Consider the following 20,547-nt stretch of genomic DNA (forward strand, 5'->3'; position numbering starts at 1 on the left):
TTGATTTAGTAATGCTTTCAAGTGAGCCTTATCCGTTTAAAACAGCGCATAAAAAAGATTTGAAAACATGTTATCCAAATGCAAAAATTATGCTAGTAGATGGCGAAATGTTTTCTTGGTATGGCTCTAGATTAATAAAAGCATTTGCTTATTTTAAAGCGCTTCGTTTAAATCTTTAGTAAATTCAACTTTGCTAATATCATCAACAAAATTAGCAATAGTTCTTTCAATTTCTTTAAGGCTAATAACTTTGTTTAAATTGGGCTTAATCTTGCCAACTCTACAGAAATGCTTATTCATAACGTTCTCTTTTTTTTATACTATAAAGTACGATAAAGCATGTAATTTAGATGTAAGAAAAAAGTTAAAGAATTACTAAAATTTTTAGGCTGGTTTTGCAGTATCTCTAGATAAATATTTAAGCTTATTAATTTTATCAAGTAGTTTTATGGCGCGGTATTCTGAAATGTCACTTAACGCAGAATCTGTTTGCCTAAAATTATAGGCTTCTTCAACAAGCTCTTTGTAGCGTTTGTTAAGCATGTTTTTTTTATGGGCTATTAATAAAAGTCTATCCATAATAACTGTTTTTAGCTTGAGAGCGTTTTTTAAATGTACATTTTTTATTTAAAAATTCAAAATTTATATTTCGTTAATTTATTTGTTTACAATTGTTTGCGATTAAAATAAAACCCTGAATAGTCTTGCTATTCAGGGTTTTTTACAAATATATTTTTTAAGTATTAGTCTTGTAGTGCAAATACCTTTTTAAGTAAATCTGTTGTTCTAGATGCTGTTTTATTTCTAATATCTTTTTCTTCAACCGCAATCATGGTGTAAACACCTTTTAAAGCTTGGTTAGTAACATAATCTGTTAAGTCTGGGTTTACATTGTTAGTAAGTGGTAAAGCATTGTATTTTGTTATTAAGTTTTTCCAAATATCATCTGCGCCTACTTTAGCAAAAGAGTTTTTTATTACCGGATTAAATTTATCATATAATGCAGTTTGTGTTTTACTTGTTAAATATTGTGTAGCAGCATCATCATTACCCAATAAAATATTTTTAGCATCAGTAAAAGTAATGCCTTTAACAGCATCAACAAAAATAGGGGTGGCTTCTTTTACAGCATCTTCTGCGGCTCTGTTTAAAACTTTCAAACCTTCATCGGCTAATTTACTTAGGCCAATGTCTCTTAATGTTTTATCAACTTTTTGTAATTCCTCAGGTAAAAGAATTTTAACTAAACTATTTTTATAAAATCCGTCTTTTTGGGTGAGTTTTGTTACTTGCTTGTCTATGCCAAAATCTAAAGCTTGCCTTAAACCAGCAGCAATGTCTGTATTTGTAATGCCGCCACTTTGTGGTAGCTGATTTACAACTTGTTGTAACTCTGCACAAGAGGTAAGGTTAAGTATTAATAAAAGAGCAATAATTTTTTTCATAATATATATTTTTCATTAAGAAATTTCAGTAAAAATAATATAAAAAAAGACATCAAAAGGTATTGATGCCTTTTTGTAATTAATCATATAAAATCCCTCAAACTACATCTAATAGAATGTAGTAATTGAACATAAGACACTTAATTATTTAATTAGTCACTTAATAGTTTTATAACCTGAATTATAATTTTTTAGCATGATATTTGTTATACTTGTAAAAATGAATTTAGTATGACATTGAAAAAAACACTTTTATTAATTTGCTTGTTTATTAGTAGCATATTTTCATATGGGCAAATAAGAATTTCTGAAGTTATAAAGCAATCTGAAATAGTTAGTAACAATCAAAGTAAATTATATTTTATAGATTTTTGGGCTACTTGGTGCGCACCATGTATTAGTGCTTCAAAATATTTAACTGTTTTACAAAAACAACATGCTAATGATTTGCATATTGTTTCACTATCTCAAGAAAACGCAGCTATAGTAACCAATTTTTTAACCAAACATAATTTACAATTAACTACGGCTATTGATTATGATGGCGAAACATTTAAAAAATACAATGTGCAAAGTTTGCCCTATGGTGTTTTAATTGATGCTAATGGTAATAAACTTTGGGAAGGCCATCCGGCTAATCTAAAAGCACATACGTTACAAGGTTTTGTAAACAATAGTAATTACATGAAAACTTTTGAAGATGTTTTTGAAATTATAACTTCTGAAAACACGGTGGCTGAAAGTTATTTACCTAGAGAAGATATTGAAATTGAAGAAACTAATGTTATTGAAACTGAAGATTTTCAAATAATAAACAAACATACTTATGTTGAGCTGCAAGGACGTTTAAATGCCATTTTAGCTTATGGCTGGAAGGTTAATATAAACCAAGTAAATGTTGATGAAGCTGATAACAAGTATTACAAATTGTATTTGAAAAAAAGCTCAAAACATTACAGAAATTTTCCTGACACTTTTTTAAAGAAACTTAAAATGAAGTTAAAAACACAAACTGTTTTAACTGATAGTTATGTTTTAGATATGAATGCGTCAACCTTATGGGATACGTTTCAAATTGATTGGGAAGATAACCCGGAACGTTTTTTAATTGGAGATTCTGATATTAAGGCAGATAATGTGTCTGTAAACGATATGGTTTACATGCTTAGTAAAGTGTTAGAAAAGCCTGTAGTTGTAAAAAACAGTAAATCAGTTAATAATGAGCGTTTACACGATTGGGATATTCATTATAAGTTTTATGATTTGATGGTTTCTAACCTATCAGATAATTATGGTATTAAACTAGAAAAAACTAAAACACCACTAGAAAATTATTTAATAATAAAAAAAGCACCTTAAAAAGGTGCTTTTTAATATATATTAAGTAATAGTTATTAGTTGCTAATAACTCTAAATTCAGTACGTCTGTTTTTCTTATGCTCACCTTCAGAACAGTCAACACCATTAGAACATCTATTTACTAATCTAGTTTCACCATATCCTTTAGCAATTAATCTGTTTCTAGAAATACCTTTAGAAACTAAGTAGTTTACAACAGAGTTGGCTCTTTGTTGAGATAAAGACATGTTGTAATCATCATTTCCTCTAGAATCTGTATGAGACATTAACTCAATGCTTACAGGTTTGTTATTTAATAAAGGTAATAAAGTATCATCAATTACTTTTTTAGAAGCAGGTGTAATTCTAGCGCTACCTAACTCATAAAAAATAGGTAATACGTTAGCATCTAATAAACCACAATCAACTTCTTCCCAAGTAGTAATACCACCTTTTTTAGCTAATACTGTTCTTGTAACAGTTTGTGTTTTAGCTGGTACAGTTACACTTTTAGTGTAAGCAGGCTTATCAACAACTTGTTTTTTAATAGTAGCGTATTGTGCAGGAATTACTTGCTCTTCCATTCTAGCAGGTGTTTTAATAACTTGCTTTTTGTAAGTAGAAGGAATTTCAGAAACAGGTACGTTGCTAGTGTTAGCATCAGTAGCTAAAGTTGTATAGCTTACATCTCTGTATTGTGCTGGGTACTCAACAAAACATGCTACAACACAATCTTCTTTGTTTGGTGAGCTACAAACAGTTTCTTTGTATTCCCATCCTGAAGTTTTAGGGTACGTTTCAAAAGTTCTAGAGCTTTTGCCAAAAGTAGCAGGATTAATAGTTATATCACTTCTACCTTCTTTTTTAATATAAGAAACATCAACAGTTTCATAAGTAGCAGGAACATAAGTAAACTTTTTAGTAGCTTCTTTCACTAAAACACGCTCTTCAACAGTTTTGTATGTAGCAGGAACAACTTCTAAAGTAGTGTAAGCAGGATAAACTTCAATAGTTTCCTCTATTGTTTTAAACTCATCTTTTGTAATACATTTTACATAACATTTACCAGGCTCTGGGTTAGCTGGTAAGTTTTGAGCTTGTGAGAATCCGAAACCTAAAAGTAAAGTTAGGCATAAAATAAAATTTGATTTCATAAAAAAAAATTTAGTTAATGGTTTTAATTTTCTTGCTTATTAGACACAAACAAAATAATTAAGTCACATGTGTTTTATGAAATCGTAAGATTATCTTTTCGTAATATGTATGTTAATTATGAAAAAATAACAGTTTTGTTGTTGTAAACCATCACTTTTCTGTCGGCATGTAATTTAACAGCATTAGCTAAAACTATTTTTTCAAGGTCACGGCCTTTGGCAATTAAATCGGGTATTGAATGTGCGTGTGTAACACGTGTAACATCTTGTTCTATAATTGGGCCAGCATCAAGCTCTTCAGTAACATAATGGCTTGTAGCACCAATAATTTTTACACCGCGTTTGTAGGCTGAATGATATGGTTTTGCACCAACAAAAGCTGGCAAAAATGAGTGGTGTATGTTTATAATTTTATTTGTGTATTTATCAATTAATTTAGCCGATACAATTTGCATGTAACGTGCCAAAACAATAAAATCAATATTATGTTCTTCTAATAATTTTAGTTGGTCATCTTCGGCTTTCGCTTTAGTGTCTTTTGTTACAGGAATGTGGTAAAACGGAATATTAAAATTATCAGCAATAGTTTTTAACGTATTATGATTGCTAATAATAAAAGGGATTTCTAAATTAAGCTCACCAGAATTGTAACGTCCTAATAAATCATATAAACAATGATCGTATTTTGATATAAACAAGGCCATTTTAGGCTTCTTTTCCGAAGAATATATACGCCATTTCATATCAAAATTATCAGCTAAAACATTTTTAAAGGCGTCTTTAAAAGCATTTGTAGAAAAAGCTTCCGATGTAAACTCGCTCTCTAAACGCATAAAAAATATATTTTGTTCCCTATCAACATGCTGGTCTATATAAACAATATTCCCGTTTTGTTGGGCAATAAAATTGGTTACAGAGGCAATAATATTAGGTTTATCATTACAATGTATTAAAATGGTAATCTTATTCATAAGGCATAAAATATATAAACGCCAGTAAAATTATATTAAAATTGAACTAATGCTATTTAAAATTATATTTTTTGAAAATAATTTGAAATAATATTATTTTTTTGAATATTTCGTAAATTGCAAGCGTAAAAATGATATTTCTTTAAAAATGAATCAAACAGATATATACAAACCACAACATAATATTAGAGTTGTAACTGCTGCTTCGTTATTTGACGGACATGATGCTTCTATTAATATAATGCGAAGAATAATTCAGGCTACAGGTGTTGAGGTTATTCATTTAGGGCATGATAGAAGTGTTGAAGAGGTAGTAAATACAGCAATTCAAGAAGATGTTAATGCTATATGCATGACTTCTTACCAAGGTGGGCATATTGAGTATTTTAAATACATGTATGATTTATTGAAGGAAAAAGGTGCTGGCCACATCAAAATTTTTGGCGGTGGCGGCGGCGTTATTCTACCAAATGAAATTAAAGATTTAATGCATTATGGTATTGCAAGAATTTATTCGCCTGATGATGGAAGAGCTATGGGTTTACAAGGTATGATTAACGATTTGGTTGAAACATCAGATTTTGCAATTGGCAATGTTTTATCTAATGAAATTGAATTGCTAAAAGAACAAAACCATGGCGCTATTGCTAGAATAATTTCAGCTATTGAAAATTTTCCTGAAGTTTCAGAAAACGTTTTAAAAACAATAAAATCGTATACCTCAAATACACCTGTTTTAGGCATTACGGGTACTGGTGGTGCGGGTAAATCATCACTTGTTGATGAATTGGTAAGACGTTTTTTAATTGATTTTCCTGAAAAAACTATTGGTATTATTTCTGTTGATCCTTCAAAAAGAAAAACTGGTGGCGCCCTTTTAGGTGATAGAATTAGAATGAATTCTATAAATAATTCCAGGGTGTACATGCGTAGTTTGGCAACACGTCAATCTAACCTATCACTTTCAAAACATATTGACGAGGCTATTCAGGTTTTAAAAGCTTCAAATTTCGATTTAATTATTTTAGAAACCTCTGGCATTGGGCAATCGGGCTCTGAAATTGTTGAACATTGCAATGTACCAATGTATGTTATGACACCAGAATTTGGTGCAGCCACACAGCTTGAAAAAATTGATATGTTAGATTTTGCCAATATTGTAGCTGTAAATAAATTTGATAAACGCGGAGCTTTAGATGCACTGCGTGATGTAAAAAAACAATACGTACGTAACCATAATTTATGGGATGCTGAAGAAGATGAATTACCAGTTTACGGCACTATAGCATCACAGTTTAATGACCCTGGAATGAACCGATTATACAAAGCGGTTATTGATGCTTTAGTTAAAAAAACAAAGGCTAATTTGCAATCGTCATTCACATTAACACATCATTTAAGCGAAAAGATATTTATCATTCCACCATCAAGAACGCGTTATCTTTCTGAAATATCTGAAAGTAATAGAAATTATAATAAAACAGCACAACAGCAGGCCAATATAGCGCAAAAATTATATGGTATTTACCAAACAATTTGCTCAGTTGCTGAAATTTCAAATAACAATGAAAAATCACTTTTAAATAGTAATGGATTAAATGAAGAAACCATTCTCAGTATTAGCCAAAGTAATACTACTATTTCTAATGAAGAAGAAACAACTTGTAATACATCTCAACTTTTAAAACTTTTATTTAAAGAGTTTGACCGTGTGAAAATGAATTTAACACCCCAAAATTGGGAGTTAATTATCAATTGGAAATGTAATGTTGAAAAATACAAAGCGCCTATTTACGCGTTTAAAGTACGTGATAAAGAATTAAAAATTGAAACACATTCAGAGTCGTTATCGCATCTTCAAATACCCAAAGTTGCACTACCAAAATACAGGGCTTGGGGCGATTTATTACAATGGATTTTAAAAGAAAACGTACCAGGGCAATTTCCTTTCACATCAGGGTTATATCCATTTAAAAGAGTAGGCGAAGATCCAGCAAGAATGTTTGCTGGTGAAGGCGGCCCCGAACGTACCAACCGAAGGTTTCATTACGTAAGCAAAGGCATGCCTGCTAAACGATTATCAACAGCTTTTGACAGTGTAACACTTTACGGAAACGACCCAGATTACAGACCCGATATTTACGGTAAAATAGGTAATGCTGGCGTAAGTATTTGTTGTTTAGATGATGCTAAAAAACTGTATTCTGGTTTTAATTTAGCTAATGTTAAAACATCGGTAAGCATGACTATTAATGGGCCTGCACCAATGTTACTTGGGTTTTTTATGAATGCAGCTATAGACCAACAGTGCGAAATTTATATAAAAGAAAATAATTTAGAAGCTAAAGTTGAAGCTAAAATAGCTGAAATTTATAAGAATAAAGAGCGCCCAAAATACAATGGCGAATTACCTGAAGGAAATGATGGATTAGGACTTATGTTACTTGGAGTTACAGGAGACCAAGTGTTGCCAAATGAGGTTTACAAAAGCATAAAGAAAGATACCATTGCGCAAGTACGAGGTACTGTACAAGCAGATATTTTAAAAGAAGATCAAGCACAAAATACCTGTATTTTTTCAACCGAATTTGCATTGCGTTTAATGGGTGATGTACAAGAATATTTTATTGAAAATAATGTTAGGAATTTCTATTCGGTATCCATCTCAGGGTATCATATTGCCGAAGCTGGTGCTAACCCAATAACACAATTGGCTTTAACCCTTTCCAATGGTTTTACTTATGTAGAATATTACTTAAGCAGAGGTATGGATATTAATAAGTTTGGGCCTAATTTATCTTTCTTTTTTTCCAACGGATTAGATCCTGAATATGCAGTAATTGGGCGTGTAGCAAGACGCATTTGGGCCAAAGCCATGAAAGATAAATATGGCGCTAATGAGCGTGCACAAATGCTAAAATACCACATTCAAACATCGGGTAGAAGTTTACATGCACAAGAAATAGATTTTAATGATATTAGAACCACACTACAAGCACTTTATGCTATTTATGATAACTGTAACTCATTGCATACCAATGCGTATGATGAAGCTATAACAACACCAACCGAAGAATCTGTACGTCGTGCTATGGCTATTCAGTTAATAATTAATAAAGAATTAGGTTTGGCTAAAAACGAAAACCCAACACAAGGTGCGTTTATAATAGAAGAATTAACAGATTTAGTTGAAGAAGCTGTATTACAGGAGTTTGATAGAATTACTGAGCGTGGTGGTGTTTTAGGCGCCATGGAAACCATGTACCAACGCAGTAAAATTCAAGAAGAAAGCTTGTATTATGAAACCTTAAAACATAACGGCAAGTTTCCTATAATAGGCGTAAATACATTTTTAAGTAGTAAAGGATCTCCAACCGTGTTGCCTGCCGAAGTTATTAGAGCAACTGAAGACGAAAAACAATTTCAAATTAAAACATTAGAAAACCTTCATAAATCACATGATACTGATGCGTTGCTTAAAAAGCTTCAAAATGCAGCAATAAATAACCAAAACATTTTTAATGAACTTATGGATGTATGTAAAGTTTGCTCATTAGGTCAAATAACAACTGCCTTATTTGAAGTAGGCGGGCAGTACAGGCGTAATATGTAAGCAGAACACCTTTTTTTGTTTTCAAAAAGAATATGTAAATCGTTTATTCCGAGAATGTTTCGAGATAAAATTGATATAAAATTTTCGCCTAAATAGGAAAAACAAAACATTATAACGCAACCAATACAAGGTTTTAACGTCTTTAAAACAAAAAGCTATGATAAAAAAAATAGGCGTTTTAGTTGTTTGTTTTGTAATGTTTGCTTGTGGAGATGATGGTGTTTCAGGTGAAAAATATGAATATCATTTTTTTTCTGAACGTGAACTAACTGTTAATACTGTTCAGGAATCTTACATGAAATACGGTGTTGTTTCTCAAGGCAATAATTTAGTATTTAAATACCATTACAAAGCTAAAGATGATGAGCAAATTGCTGATGATGAATATTCAGAATTTATATATTTTGAAGTAGATGCTAACTTAAATAGTTTTGAGTTAACAAACGAGGCTTTAACTGGCGCTAAAGTTATTTTAACAAAATCTTGCTTTTGTTTTTTTGGTGATACTCCAGAAAAAAATGTTGAGCCAACTGGTATAATAACAGGTGAAAAAATATCTGATTCTAAATGGAAAATAACACTAAACGTAACGTTTTATGGTGATGAAACTAGGCAATTTGATAAAGTGTTTGTGTTACAATAAATTCATTTAAAAAAATATAAATTTTTTGCATCTTTTTTTAAACATGTACGTCTATTATATGAACTTTAAAAATAGATATCATGAAAAATAACTGTACATGCAACTGCACTGGTTGCAAAAGTGGAAACTGTAAAAATTGTACATGTACCAACTGTACGTGCTCAAATTGTAACTGTTAATCATTATTAAAATATAAATGAATTGCGCTATTTTTAGTAAATTTATACTAGAATTAGCGCTATTTTTTATTGATGATTTATGAAGACTAAAGATGTTTGGAATACTTATGCTGATGCTATTAAATACTTTATTGTAAGTAAAGTAAATGATGCTGTAGTTGCTGATGATTTATTGCAGGAAACATTTATTAAAGTACACACAAAACTTAATACTTTAAAAGATGAAGACAAGCTAAAATCTTGGATTTTTTCAATAGCCCGATATACTGTTTTAGATTATTTTAGAAGCAAAAAAATAGTTTATGAAACAACCGATGATGATTTTGTTTTTGAAGACCAGAAATTAGAACATACCAAAGCCGATTGTTTGCGCGGTATTATTAAAAGCTTACCAAAAAAATACCGAGATCCGTTGTTTTTAAGTGATATACAGGGTTTAAAACAAGCGCAAGTTTCAAAGCAATTGCAATTACCTTTGCCCACAGTAAAATCTCAAATACAGCGTGCTAGAAAATTAATAGCTCAAGGTTTTATGGACTGTTGTGATTTTAAAGTAAATGAAAACGGTTATTTAGTGGGTGAGTTAAAAGAAAAAGCCGATTGTAAAGTATGTAATACACACTAAAGTGTTAACATCCAATTACGTTGTAGTTTCTTAAATTTTCTTAATTCATACCTTAAAATGGGTAAGAAATCTTTACCATTACTGTTAGATTTTTCTAAGCGGTAAGAGTTCTTGTAAAGCAAATTTGTTAAACGCCTTAACGAGGCTACGTGTTTATGCTTCCTTTCAGTATGGCGTTGTAATTCAGCATTTGCAATTTCAGGAGCTAAGTTTACAGATTGTTGAACAATGTCACCAGAAAAGTAAATGTTTGAATCTTCAAAACCATTTTCATTTAATGGTGCTAAATCATCATTTAAGTAGGTTGAAATACTTTGCGAAAGCGCTAAAATTTCTAGAGCTTTTCTATAAATCGGTAATTCCGATAGGTTTGATGGGGTATTGTGTAACATGGCTTCCTTTTTCACTACAATTTAATCAAAATTACTCACAAGTAATTATTTTCAACTTTAATATTTAAAGTAAATTTGTATTTTTGCTTTAAAATGTATGTTTTTATAGTTTAAAATCTTTAAATGCAAATAGACGAGCTTAATAAGAAGATTTTGAGGTGTTTACAGCAAAACGCTAGACTCTCTAATGCCGAAATTGGGCGTCAAGTAGGCATAAGTTCGCCTGCTGTTTCAGAGCGCATAAAAAAAATGGAAGATTTGGGAATTATTGAAGGTTATAAAGCTTTGGTGTCTCCATTTGAAATTGGGTATCAGCTTAAAGCTATTATTACTTTGCGCGCTTTCATGGGAAAATTAAAACCGTTTTTAGAGAAGGTGAAAACCTTTGATGAAGTGGTTAATTGTTACCGGATAACAGGCGATGAAAATATTGTAATGGAAGTGGTTTTAAAAAATCAAAAACACTTAGAAACATTTATAGATCAGCTTATAATTTACGGTGAAAGTAAAACGCAAATAGTACTTTCTAGAGTTGTAAAACAAAGTGAAATAAAACCTATTTAAGGGTTGTTAATTGCTTAAATTTAATTTAGTTTCAATATGTTTAGCTATGCGTTTTGCATGTATTCTAGAGTTTTCAATAAACCATTTATGCGTTTCTTTTCCGCCACAAATAACACCTGCCAAGTATAGGTTTTCAATATTAGATTCCATAGTGTCATTATTATAAATAGGAATTTGCTTTTCATCATCTGTCATTGTAATACCACTATTTTTTAACAAATTAAAATCTGGTAAATAACCTGTAAGCGCAATAACATAATCATTAAGTAAAGTAACCAAACCTTTAGGCGTTTTTACGGTTACTGAGTTTGGTGTTATTTCTTTAATTTCAGAGTTAAAATATGCTTTAATACTGCCTTCTTCAATTCTATTTATAATATCTGGCCTAACCCAATATTTAACGCGTTCGCCTATATTTTCGCCTCTAACAACCATGGTTACGCGGCCTCCTTTTCGCCATATTTCTAAAGCGGCATCAACCGCAGAATTACTAGCTCCAACAACCACAACATCTTGTAAGGTGTAATTGTGTGCTTCTTTATAATAATGTGTTACTTTATTTAGGTTTTCACCAGCAACATTAAGTAATTTTGGTATATCATAAAATCCTGTACATATTATTACATGTTTAGCGGTGTATTGACGTTTGCTTGTTTTTACCTGAAATGTTTGTGCAGTTTTGTTTATGTTTATAACAGTTTCATATAAGTTTATATTTAAATTATTTGAAGTGGTTACACGCCTATAATACTCTAAAGCTTCATCTCTATTGGGTTTGGGGTTGTTGCTTATAAAAGGAATGTTGTCTATTTCTAACTTTTCAGATGTAGAGAAAAACGTCATGTTTTTGGGGTAATTAAAAAGTGAGTTAGCTAGAGTACCTTTTTCAATTACTACATAATTCCAGTTTCTTTTTTTACACTCTAATGCGCAGGCAATACCAATAGGGCCGCCACCTATAATTATAATATCTTTTTCTGTTAGTATAGTTTCTTTTGTCATATAAATAGAATTAATTTATGCGCCACGGAGGATTTTTACGGTTGTTTCCTGCGTGATATAAAATTATTTTGTTACCATCTAAATCATATAAATGAGCTTCACGCCAAAGCCATGTTTTGTCTTCTGGTAGTTGTGCAAAATTAATGCCTTTTTTCTGTAAGTTTTTAACTAAAGTATCCAAATGATCATCTTCAAAATAAAGCGTTATACCGTTGCCTTTGGGCAATTTATCAACTTTATGAATAGAGAAAGTGCTATGTCCGTTAGGGCATTCAAACCTTACATACCTTGGGAGTGCATCAACAATAAGATACAGCCCCAAGGTTTTGTAAAATTCAGTAGCTTTGGCAACGTTAATTGAAGGTATAGTAATTTGGTTTAAATCCATAAAATTTCTTCGTCTTCAATAGCTATAAATGATGATTTTTGTTTCTTTTTTGCTTTTAAATATAGTTTTAAACCAACTAATAAAAATACACAAACGGCTGCTAGTGCTGTTATAAAAAGCCAAGTGTTATCAAACCCAACTTTAGCTGTTAGTTGCAAGCCCATGTTATGACCAAATATATGTGCTATTGAAAAAGCTATTGAGTATAATGCCATGTACTCACCTTGGTTACCTTTTTTAGCTCTATCCATAGCAAAAGCATTTGAAAACGGAAAGGCAATCATTTCGCCAAAAGTCATTAAAAGCATGCCAATAACTAATACGCCAACCCAACCAGATAGATTTAAAATTAAAAAGCTTAAACCGGTTAAAATTGCGCCAAAAAGCATGAGGCTTGTTTTGTTAAAACGGGTGTTTTCCAACCATTTTATAAGTGGCATTTCAAATACAAATATTAAAAAACCATTCATACCTAAAAGAAAACCAATTTCTAATTCGGTTAAAAAATGCACGTCTTTATAGTAAATAGGCATGGTTGAAAAGTATTGTAAAAATACAATGCCAAAAAACAACATGGCTACTAAAAACATTAAAAATGCTTTATCTGCGTATGCCGATTTGGGGTTTTTAACCTTAACCTCGTCTAATGTTTTTGTTGTTTTAGGGTTTAATACATTAATTAAAACCAACGTTGCGGCTATACATGTAATGCCATCTACCCAAAATAAACCACCGTAACCCAATGATGTAATTATTAAACCACCAACAGCAGGACCTGCCGAAAAACCTAAATTTATTGCTAAGCGTATTAATGTAACCGAGCGCGTTTTGTTTTCTGGTTTGCTGTAAGCACTTAACGCTACAAACATTGCAGGCCTAAAAGTATCTGCCACTAGCATAACTAAAAATATGCCAATACAAAAGGCAACAAAGGTACTTAAAAATTGCAGTGCAATAAATAAAATACCTGTGCTAATTAAACTGTAGCACATTACTTTGTAATAGCCTATTTGGTCTGTTAATTTACCACCTAGCCATGAACCCACTACTGAACCTAAACCAAAGGCACTCATTATCCAAGCTACATTGCTAACCGTAAAACCTAAGCTTTTGGTAAGATACAATGATAAAAATGGAATTACCATGGTGCCGGCTCTGTTAATAAGGGTTATGAGCGCTAACCACCATACTTCTTTTGATAGTCCTTTAAACGTGTTTACGTAGTTGTTAATTAGTGTTTTCATGTGTTCTAATTTTCTAAGTCATAAAAAAATGTTTGATTAAAATGTTGATTATCAACTAAAAATAAAAAGCCCGACTTAATAGTCGGGCTTTTTAATATTGCAATATTTTATAGTAATATCACCACAATATATAATAAGCCCAACATGATTCCTTGGTTAAGGAAATCATCCACTGCTTTTTACAAATTGCGACGAAATATCTCATTATCTAATTATTTTGAACAACAAACCTACATAAAATATTTGTAAGTTGTATTTTTGAAATGAATTTTTTTATATGAAACGTTTTTTTATTATTCTAATTTCAAGCATTTTACTGTGTGCTTGTGGCAGTAGTTTTCAAGGGTTTTACAATAATCATAAAGCCGATATAGGGGCAACAAGTTTTCAGGTGCCCAATTTTATGAAAGCGGTTTTAAGTAATGTATCTCATGATGTTAAACATGCCATTGGCAATATTCATGATTTTAAATACATAAAACTTACCAACGTTACTGAAACTAAAAGGCAGCTTTTAATTGCAGAAATGAATGCCGTTACCAAAAACGGATATTTAGATGTTTTTAGAAAAAATGAATTAGATAAAACCCGTATAATTTCAGTTAAAGAATTAGGTAATGTGGTAACTGATGCCATAATTTTTAATAGTACAAAGGCAGGTACTTATGCGTATTATTTACAAGGAAATTTTGATCCGGAAAAAATAAAATCTTTTGCAAATGAAAATACTTTTAACGCATTTTCATCAGATTTGTTACAAAACTACAACACTAATTTAAACCCTTCATTTAACCCTAATAACTAATGAAACAATTTTTTGTAGCATGTTTTTGTTTAATGATTTGTGTAAGTTGTTCTCAAGATAAACAGCCAATAAAAGGTGAAACTGCTTACCAAAAAGAGCAAAATGCTATGTTTAAAGACGTAACAAAATCGCCTTTAAAAGAAAAAGATTTAAAACATTTTACAGGATTAGATTTTTTTAAAGTAGACTCTAGTTACATTGTTACTGCAACTTTGCAAAGAACTCCAAATTCAAAATGGTTTACAATGAAAACCACTACAGAGCGTGTCACTAAAGAACGCATTTATGGTGTTTTACATTTTGAGTTAAAGGGTGTAAAATGTAAATTAAACATATATCAAGGCAAAGATTTAATGAAAAGTGAAGGTTATGAAGATTATTTGTTTTTACCTTTTTTAGATGAAACCAATGGTATTGAAACCTATGGCGGTGGCCGATATATTGATACTAGAATACCCGAAGGTAATACTATGGTTATTAACTTTAACGAAGCTTACAACCCTTATTGTGCATACAACGAAAAGTATTCATGCCCTGTTGTGCCTAGAGAAAATTATTTAAAATTAAGAGTTGAAGCAGGAGTAAAAGCCTTTAAAAACCACTAGATTTTATAAGGTAATTTGAAGTGTTTTGTAAACATCATCAAAAACGTCGCGTTTATCGGCTAAAACAATAAGTGTATCATCTGCTTCAATTTTTGTTGCGCCATTAGGCGTTATATAGCTGTCGTTTCTAATAATCATAGCTATAATGGCATTTTTAGGAAAACCTAATTCAACAATTTTTTTATCAACAGCAAAACAATTAGGTGTAATTGAAATTTCTTTCATTTCAGCCTTGGGGTTTTCTGTTAAAAGTAAATCGGTTGCAGTTAGTTTTTTAGCTTGTTCTGGTAAAGCAACACCTAGCCATTTAGCAACAACCGAAAGTGTTGTGCCTTGAATTAATACTGATGTTACTGAAATAAAGAATACAATATTAAATATCATATCAGCCTTATCAATACCTGCTAATAACGGATAAGTAGCAAATACAATAGGTACAGCACCACGTAAACCAACCCACGATATGTAAAAGCGTCTTCTGGTTGGCATTTTAAAAAATAGTAAACTAATAAAAACCCCTACGGGTCTGGCTACTAAAATTAAAAATATTGAAATTAATAGACCAATACCAACATATGGAATTATTTGTTTTGGAAACACCAAAAGCCCCAGCGTAAGGAACAAAACTATTTGCATTAACCACGCTAAACCATCATACATCTTTAAAATGGTTTTTTTATGAATTAAATCTTGGTTGCCTAAATATACCGCACAAATGTAAATGGCTAAAAACCCGTTGCCACCAACAAAATCTGTTGCTGAAAATGTAATAAACATAAGTGCAATTACAAGTACAGGATACAATCCTTCAAAATCTAGTTTTATTTTATTTATTATTATTTTACTTAATTTACCAAAACCAAAACCCAAGGCTGCACCTAAAATCATTTGTTGTAAAAACAAAGGAATAACAGAGACTAAACTTTGGTCTTGGTTTATAACCAGCGTTAAAAAGGCAATGGTAAGCACATAGGCCATGGGGTCGTTACTTCCACTTTCAAGCTCTAAAGTTGGCCTTAAATTTGTTTTTAAAGCTAAATTTTTTGAACGTAAAATTGAAAATACTGCAGCCGCATCAGTTGATGATACAATAGAGCCCAACAACATACTTTCATAAATAGTAAAATTAGTAATGCTCCACACAAAAGTGCCTAAAGATAATGCTGTAAGTAAAACACCTAAGGTTGATAGTGCTAGCCCTTCTTTTAAGATGGGTTTTACGTAGTTCCAGTTGGTATCTAATCCTCCAGAAAATAATATGAAATTAAGTGAAACAATACCAATAAATTGTGCCATTTGCGGGTTATCAAAATGAATACCACCAACACCATCAGAACCCGCAAGCATACCAATAGCTAAAAACAATATTAAAGTTGGTACCCCAAACTTGTATGATGTTTTACCAGCTACAAGACTAATAAACAACAGTAACGAGCCTACTAATAATATGTTTTCTATGGTTAAATTCATTCTACAATATAAATTTTTTAAGTACAAAGTTATGCTTTACAGCTGGTTAAAGCATCAAAAAAAAATGTTAAAAATAGCAGGATAGTACTTGCTTAAATTTTTTAAAATAAATATAATTATAGCAAGTTGTAGTTGTAATTATTTTACTAAAAACATACCAAGAAACACAGCTAAAAAACCAATAATAAAACTGGCAATTGTGTAAAAGGCAAAGGTTGTAAAATCGCCCGATTTTAAAAACACATGATTTTCGTAAGCAAAGGTTGAAAAGGTTGTAAAACCACCACAAAATCCTGTGGCCAATAATAGAGTTTGACTTTGGTTAAGGGTGTTGTTTTTAACAGCTAAGCCTAATATAACTCCAATTAACAAACTTCCTAGAATATTAGCGGTAAAAGTGCCGTAAGGTATACCTGTTGTAGCACTGTTTAAATATTTGCTAATTACATAGCGTAATACACTACCAAAGCCACCACCAATAAAAACCAATAAAAGTTGCTTCATGCTATTTTATAGGAATATAAATTTCTGTAATCCAATCGGCCGGATTTGGAAAATCGCCAGGGTCATTGGTGTAAACCTCAAACGGACTAAAATTGGCTGCCTCTAAACCATTTTCGGCAATATACTTATATGATGCTTCCCAAGCTTTTGGTAAATTAGTGTAATTACCTTTCAGTGTAGTTTTTAAAGTTTTAATATTTGGTATAAAACCACATAGTATTTCGCTACCATCTTCAACAGTAATTTTATTCATAACAGGTATAGCATTACTCATAATTATATTACCGGTTTCAGGGTTCATTTCATTATATATTGTAAATGGCATACCGTTAGCAACAATATTGTTTTTTGCCATATATGCCATAATTTCACCATATTGTTTACCCATTATTTGGCTAATGTTAGCACCTGTGGCCGATGTTGTTTTGTACATATAAAAACCACCACCATATTCTGTTTCGCCATTAATATTTATACTAAATTTTTTCATGCTTGCTGTAATAATACTATCTAGTTTAAATAAACCCCTATCAAAATCTGGTGCTGTATTTTCTTCAATAGATCCCATAAAAGTGGTGAATAATTTAGTCATAAAATCTTGTTTTCCTTTCATGGCCCAAGTAACTTGTGTACCAGTTTGGGTGGTTTCAAAATGCCATGTTATATCAGATTCAGACTCAAAAGGCTTAATAAACTCAATACGTTGTTCAATATTTGAATTTGGTGTAACAGCCAATGTTTCCATATTACCTTCACCTAAAATGTCTCCACTCCAAGCGTAACTTCCGCCAACACCACTGGTTTTATTGCCGTAACTTAAGCTAGCATTTGGTTCATGCTCCATCCACGGAGAAAATTCAGGCCAATTTTTATAGTCGTTTACTTTATTAAATAGTAATACTGCAGGCGCATTAATGTTTCTACTTCTAGAAAATTCATATTCGTTTGGTTGCACAGCAACATATATAGCAGTGCCAATAATAGCTATTAGTAAAAAGAAAAGTATGTACTTTAAAAATTTCATATTCAGTGGTTGAGAGATTAGTATACCAAAGATACAGTTTTTTTATTTTGGTTAATAAATTGTTGGAGTATACTGTGTTTTTAGTGTGTAATTTTTATTGATTTACCGTATTTTTGTTTTAATTATTAATTAATATACTTTTAAATATAAGTAATTAAAAGAATATTGAAACTTATAAATATAAAAATGAAGTTGAAATTTATTTTAAGTGCAGTATTTGCTGCCACATTGTTTATTGGTTGTGCCAATGATACATCAAAAAAAGAAGCAAAAAACACCAATGTTAAAGTTGAAGAAACGTTTGATTTTAACGTTGAACAGTTTGCCGATATTAAAGTGTTAAGATACCAAATACCGGGTTGGGAAAAATTAACATTAAAAGAGCAAAAACTTGTTTACTATTTAACGCAAGCAGGGTTAAGTGGTAGAGATATTATGTGGGACCAAAACTACCGCCACAATTTAACCATTAGAAAAGCCTTAGAAACTATTTATACAAATTATAAAGGTGATAAAAACACAGCTAATTGGAATAATTTTGAGGTGTATTTAAAGCGCGTTTGGTTTAGTAACGGTATTCATCATCACTATTCAAATGATAAATTAAAACCTGAATTTTCAGCTGAATATCTAAAGCAATTACTGGCAGAAACCAATACAGTTTTAGAAGGTGAAGCGTTTGATGTTATTTTTAATAATACCGATTTTAAAAAAGTTAATCAAGCAAAAGGTGTTGATAATGTAGCGCTTTCGGCAGTTAATTTCTATGGGCCAAATGTTACAAATAATGATGTTGAAGCATTTTATGCAACTAAAAAATCACCAAACCCAGAAAAGCCTTTATCATATGGTTTAAACTCGCAATTAGTAAAAGAAAATGGTATTGTAAAAGAGCGTGTTTATAAATCTGGCGGTCTTTATGGCAGTGCTATTGATGAAATTATTAAATGGCTTGAATTGGCAAAAGGTGTTGCCGAAAATGAAGCACAAGCCAATGCTTTAGCGTTATTAATTTCTTATTACAAAACAGGTGATTTACAAACTTGGGATGATTACAATGTGGCCTGGACCAACGCCACAAAAGGAAATATAGACTACATAAATAGTTTTATTGAGGTTTATAATGACCCGTTAGGGTACAGAGGTTCATATGAAACTATTGTACAAATAAATGATTTTGATATGTCTCAAAAAATGAAAGTAGTATCAGATAATGCACAATGGTTTGAAGATAATTCATCAATAATGGATGCGCATAAAAAAGAAAATGTTGTAGGGGTAACTTATAAAGTAGTTAATGTAGCAGGTGAAGCTGGCGATGCCTCACCAAGTACACCTATTGGCGTTAATTTGCCTAATGCAAACTGGATTAGAGCTGCCGTTGGTAGTAAATCTGTATCTCTTGGAAACATAATTCACGCATACAATAATGCAGGTAGTACAGGCAGGCTTAAAGAGTTTGTGCATGATGATGAAGAGTTTGAGTTAGAAGAAAAATATGGGCAATTAGCCGATAAATTACACACAGCATTACATGAGGTTATTGGGCATGCTTCGGGTAAATTAAATCCGGGTGTTGGAGAAACCAAAGAAACACTTAAAAACTATGCATCTACTTTAGAAGAAGGTCGTGCAGATTTAGTTGGGTTATACTATTTATACAATTCTAAATTACAAGAATTAGGATTAGTTGATGATTGGAAATCTGTAGGTAAAGCCGCTTATGATGGGTACATACGTAACGGTTTATTAACCCAATTAATTAGACTTAATTTAGGTGATGATGTTGAAGAAGCACACATGCGTAACAGGCAATGGGTAAGTGCTTGGGTGTTTGAAAAAGGGCAAGCAGATAACGTTATTGAAAAAGTAACCAAAAACGGAAAAACCTATTTTAATATTACAGATTATGATAAGTTGCACGCACTTTTTGGAGAATTATTAAAGGAAACACAACGTATAAAATCTGAAGGCGATTTTGAAGCTGTTGAAGCTTTGGTTGAAGGTTACGGTGTAAAAGTAGATCAAGCAATTCACGCTGAAGTTTTAGAACGTAATAAACAATTTAAATCGGCTCCATATTCAGGTTTTGTAAACCCTGTTTTAGTACCAGAAATTAATGCATCTGGTGAAATTACAGCTATAAAAGTTACGCAGCCAAAAACATTTGAAGAACAAATGCTAAATTACAGTGCAAACTATAATTTTTTACCAGAAATAAATTAGTAATTTATTTTTAAATAAAAATAAAAAACAGAACTTTAACTTATCAAGGTTCTGTTTTTTTGTTAACACTAAATATTAGCAGTAGTAAATTAACAACTAATAGAATAGAAATTACTAAAAGTGTTTTCATTTTGTTTATTGGTGTTTGTTATAAAGTAGATGTATTACACACAAAAAGGTTGCGTGAAAAATCGTGCTTTATTATATAACAAGTGTATTATTATTTTTCCTAGCTTGAGTTTTCTTTTTTTCTAACTGCAAAAAAAAATCTAGAAATCTACTTAAAAAAGAATTTAATAGCAGCAATAAATAAAATGAAGGAAATAAAGGCTAGCAATATCCAACTACTACCTTT

At 31.2% G+C, this 20,547-nt stretch carries 20 protein-coding genes; 8 read left to right on the forward strand and 12 right to left on the reverse strand.

What is annotated here, in order from left to right; genetic code table 11:
* Positions 1-153: 153 nt before the first annotated feature.
* The 3 genes from FUA26_RS15705 to FUA26_RS08505 all read right to left on the reverse strand — a co-directional run bounded on the left by FUA26_RS15705 (position 154) and on the right by FUA26_RS08505 (position 1,445).
* A complete protein-coding gene (locus FUA26_RS15705; protein WP_186826888.1) occupies positions 154-300 on the reverse strand; it encodes a hypothetical protein in 147 nt (48 codons plus the stop codon).
* Positions 301-384: 84 nt separating this feature from the next.
* The gene (locus FUA26_RS08500) at positions 385-579 is read right to left on the reverse strand and encodes a Lacal_2735 family protein (protein WP_147134420.1); all 195 of its coding nucleotides are present in this window, start codon (positions 577-579) and stop codon (positions 385-387) included.
* A gap of 164 nt (positions 580-743) precedes the next feature.
* Positions 744-1,445, reverse strand: coding sequence for a DUF4197 domain-containing protein (locus FUA26_RS08505; protein WP_147134422.1), 702 nt, complete (start codon positions 1,443-1,445; stop codon positions 744-746).
* A 231-nt stretch (positions 1,446-1,676) separates the two neighbouring features.
* On the opposite strand from FUA26_RS08505, the gene FUA26_RS08510 reads away from it, so the two are divergent.
* The gene (locus FUA26_RS08510; protein WP_147134425.1) at positions 1,677-2,804 is read left to right on the forward strand and encodes a TlpA family protein disulfide reductase; all 1,128 of its coding nucleotides are present in this window, start codon (positions 1,677-1,679) and stop codon (positions 2,802-2,804) included.
* Between the two features lie 35 nt (positions 2,805-2,839).
* On the opposite strand, the gene FUA26_RS08515 is transcribed toward FUA26_RS08510, so the two are convergent.
* A complete protein-coding gene (locus FUA26_RS08515) occupies positions 2,840-3,937 on the reverse strand; it encodes an OmpA family protein (protein ID WP_147134428.1) in 1,098 nt (365 codons plus the stop codon).
* A gap of 116 nt (positions 3,938-4,053) precedes the next feature.
* Complete coding sequence (purU, locus tag FUA26_RS08520; protein ID WP_147134431.1) at positions 4,054-4,908, reverse strand: formyltetrahydrofolate deformylase; 855 nt, start codon at positions 4,906-4,908, stop codon at positions 4,054-4,056.
* 148 nt (positions 4,909-5,056) lie between these two features.
* Here purU and FUA26_RS08525 point away from each other — a divergent pair, with 148 nt between their 5' ends.
* The 3 genes from FUA26_RS08525 (at position 5,057) to FUA26_RS08535 (ending at position 9,968) form a co-directional block, all read left to right on the forward strand.
* Positions 5,057-8,521, forward strand: coding sequence for a methylmalonyl-CoA mutase family protein (locus FUA26_RS08525; protein WP_147134435.1), 3,465 nt, complete (start codon positions 5,057-5,059; stop codon positions 8,519-8,521).
* A gap of 157 nt (positions 8,522-8,678) precedes the next feature.
* Positions 8,679-9,164, forward strand: a complete 486-nt coding sequence (locus FUA26_RS08530; protein WP_147134438.1) for a hypothetical protein — start codon at positions 8,679-8,681, stop codon at positions 9,162-9,164.
* A gap of 258 nt (positions 9,165-9,422) precedes the next feature.
* Positions 9,423-9,968, forward strand: a complete 546-nt coding sequence (locus FUA26_RS08535; protein WP_147134441.1) for a sigma-70 family RNA polymerase sigma factor — start codon at positions 9,423-9,425, stop codon at positions 9,966-9,968.
* On the opposite strand, the gene FUA26_RS08540 is transcribed toward FUA26_RS08535, so the two are convergent.
* Positions 9,965-10,360, reverse strand: coding sequence for a hypothetical protein (locus FUA26_RS08540; RefSeq protein WP_147134444.1), 396 nt, complete (start codon positions 10,358-10,360; stop codon positions 9,965-9,967). The genes FUA26_RS08535 and FUA26_RS08540 overlap by 4 nt on opposite strands.
* Positions 10,361-10,483: 123 nt before the next feature.
* Here FUA26_RS08540 and FUA26_RS08545 point away from each other — a divergent pair, with 123 nt between their 5' ends.
* Positions 10,484-10,924, forward strand: coding sequence for an Lrp/AsnC family transcriptional regulator (locus tag FUA26_RS08545; protein ID WP_147134447.1), 441 nt, complete (start codon positions 10,484-10,486; stop codon positions 10,922-10,924).
* 6 nt (positions 10,925-10,930) lie between these two features.
* Here FUA26_RS08545 and FUA26_RS08550 read toward each other — a convergent pair whose 3' ends face one another.
* The 3 genes from FUA26_RS08550 to FUA26_RS08560 are packed head-to-tail and all read right to left on the reverse strand — an operon-like array spanning position 10,931 to position 13,558.
* Entirely contained in the window at positions 10,931-11,926 is a 996-nt protein-coding gene (locus tag FUA26_RS08550; RefSeq protein ID WP_147134448.1) for a YpdA family putative bacillithiol disulfide reductase, read from the reverse strand.
* Between the two features lie 10 nt (positions 11,927-11,936).
* Entirely contained in the window at positions 11,937-12,314 is a 378-nt protein-coding gene (locus tag FUA26_RS08555; protein WP_147134451.1) for a VOC family protein, read from the reverse strand.
* Entirely contained in the window at positions 12,305-13,558 is a 1,254-nt protein-coding gene (locus tag FUA26_RS08560; protein ID WP_147134454.1) for an MFS transporter, read from the reverse strand. The genes FUA26_RS08555 and FUA26_RS08560 overlap by 10 nt, the downstream gene beginning before the upstream one ends.
* 277 nt (positions 13,559-13,835) lie before the next feature.
* On the opposite strand from FUA26_RS08560, the gene FUA26_RS08565 reads away from it, so the two are divergent.
* The gene (locus FUA26_RS08565; protein WP_147134456.1) at positions 13,836-14,363 is read left to right on the forward strand and encodes a DUF4252 domain-containing protein; all 528 of its coding nucleotides are present in this window, start codon (positions 13,836-13,838) and stop codon (positions 14,361-14,363) included.
* Entirely contained in the window at positions 14,363-14,968 is a 606-nt protein-coding gene (locus tag FUA26_RS08570) for a DUF1684 domain-containing protein (protein WP_147134459.1), read from the forward strand. The genes FUA26_RS08565 and FUA26_RS08570 overlap by 1 nt, the downstream gene beginning before the upstream one ends.
* 3 nt (positions 14,969-14,971) lie before the next feature.
* Here the strand turns inward: FUA26_RS08570 and FUA26_RS08575 are convergent, their stop codons facing one another.
* The 3 genes from FUA26_RS08575 to FUA26_RS08585 form a co-directional block, all read right to left on the reverse strand.
* On the reverse strand, positions 14,972-16,438 hold the full coding sequence (locus FUA26_RS08575) for a potassium/proton antiporter (RefSeq protein ID WP_147134461.1): 1,467 nt from the start codon (positions 16,436-16,438) through the stop codon (positions 14,972-14,974).
* Positions 16,439-16,576: 138 nt separating this feature from the next.
* Entirely contained in the window at positions 16,577-16,942 is a 366-nt protein-coding gene (gene crcB, locus FUA26_RS08580) for a fluoride efflux transporter CrcB (protein ID WP_147134464.1), read from the reverse strand.
* 1 nt (position 16,943) lies between these two features.
* Entirely contained in the window at positions 16,944-17,966 is a 1,023-nt protein-coding gene (locus FUA26_RS08585; protein ID WP_147134467.1) for an SRPBCC family protein, read from the reverse strand.
* Positions 17,967-18,152: 186 nt separating this feature from the next.
* On the opposite strand from FUA26_RS08585, the gene FUA26_RS08590 reads away from it, so the two are divergent.
* Entirely contained in the window at positions 18,153-20,192 is a 2,040-nt protein-coding gene (locus FUA26_RS08590) for a dipeptidyl-peptidase 3 family protein (RefSeq protein ID WP_147134470.1), read from the forward strand.
* The last annotated feature ends 355 nt before the right edge of the window (positions 20,193-20,547 follow it).

Source organism: Seonamhaeicola algicola (assembly GCF_007997385.1).
Lineage (GTDB): Bacteria > Bacteroidota > Bacteroidia > Flavobacteriales > Flavobacteriaceae > Seonamhaeicola > Seonamhaeicola algicola.